Source organism: Kitasatospora griseola (assembly GCF_014648555.1).
GTDB classification, from domain to species: domain Bacteria; phylum Actinomycetota; class Actinomycetes; order Streptomycetales; family Streptomycetaceae; genus Kitasatospora; species Kitasatospora griseola.
In genome coordinates this window covers 14498-15949 of the sequence record NZ_BMRI01000064.1, presented here as the reverse complement: position 1 = coordinate 15949, position 1452 = coordinate 14498, and the positions used below count along the sequence as shown (strand labels likewise).

Below are 1452 nucleotides of genomic sequence, written 5' to 3'. Positions count from 1 at the left end.
ATTTCGCCGCGTGAGGCGTTGGCGATGGATCCGCAGCAGCGGGTGCTGTTGGAGACCGCGTGGGAGACGTTCGAGGATGCGGGGATCGATCCGACGTCGTTGCGTGGCAGCCAGACTGGTGTGTTCACCGGCATCTGGTCCTCCGGTTATGTCGGCAGCCCCGATCAGGCGCCGCCCGACACCGAGGGCTACCTCGCCACGGGCATCTCGCCGAGCATCACCTCCGGCCGGGTCTCCTACCTGCTGGGCCTCCAGGGCCAGGCCGTGTCCGTCGACTCCGCCTGCTCCTCGTCACTGATGGCGATCCACCTGGCGGCGCAGGCACTGCGCTCGGGGGAGTGCACACTCGCCCTGGCCGGCGGCGTGACCGTGAGCGTGACCCCCTTGCAGTTCACGGAGTTCTCCCGCCAGCGTGCCCTGGCCGCCGACGGCCGGTGCAAGCCCTTCTCGTCGACGGCGGACGGCACGGCGTGGGGTGAGGGTTCGGGGCTGGTGCTGCTGGAGCGTCTGTCGGACGCGCGTCGCAACGGTCACCGGGTGCTGGCGGTGGTGCGGGGGTCGGCGGTCAATCAGGACGGCGCGTCCAACGGCCTGACCGCGCCCAGCGGCCCCTCCCAGGAACGCGTCATCCGGCAGGCGCTGGCCAACGCCGGGTTGGAGCCGTCCGAGGTGGACGCGGTGGAGGCGCACGGCACCGGCACCACGCTCGGCGATCCGATCGAGGCGCAGGCCTTGTTGGCGACCTATGGCCGGGACCGGGCGGAGCCGTTGTGGCTGGGGTCGGTGAAGTCGAACATCGGCCACACGCAGGCCGCGGCCGGTGTGGCGGGTGTGATCAAGATGGTGATGGCGATGCGGCACGGCGAACTGCCGCCGACGCTGCACGTCCAGGAGCCCACGCCGCACGTCCAGTGGGACACCGGTGACATCCGGCTGCTGACCGAGGCCCGGCCGTGGCCGGAGACGGGGCGCCCCCGCCGTGCGGGCATCTCGGCCTTCGGGGCCAGCGGCACCAACGCCCACGTCGTCATCGAGCAGTTCGCGGAGGAAACCCCCGAACAACCCACCGCGGACGACTCCGCGGAGCCCACCGTGTGGCTGCTGTCCGGCAAGACGGACGACGCCCTCCGCGCCCAGGCCCGACGGCTCGCGGACCACCTCACCGCCCACCCCGAACTCCGGCCGACCGCGATCGGTCGGGCCCTCGCCACCACCCGCACCAGGCTCGCCCACCGGGCGGCCCTGGCGGGCAGCACCCGGACCGACCTCATGGCGGAACTGGCCGCCCTCGCCGACGGAGACCCCCGCGTCATCACGGGCGTGGCCGGTTCGCCGGCTCGGTCGGTGTTCGTGTTCCCGGGGCAGGGTGCGCAGTGGGTCGGTATGGGTGGGGAGTTGTACGGCTCGGAGCGGGTGTTCCGGGATGCGATCGATGCGTGTGATGCGGCGTTG

At 72.2% G+C, this 1452-nt stretch carries 1 protein-coding gene; it reads left to right on the top strand.

Annotation, left to right across the window (positions count from 1 at the left end):
- The coding region (locus IEZ12_RS36290; RefSeq protein ID WP_189278542.1) for a type I polyketide synthase at positions 1-1452 on the top strand (1452 nt) is incomplete at both ends.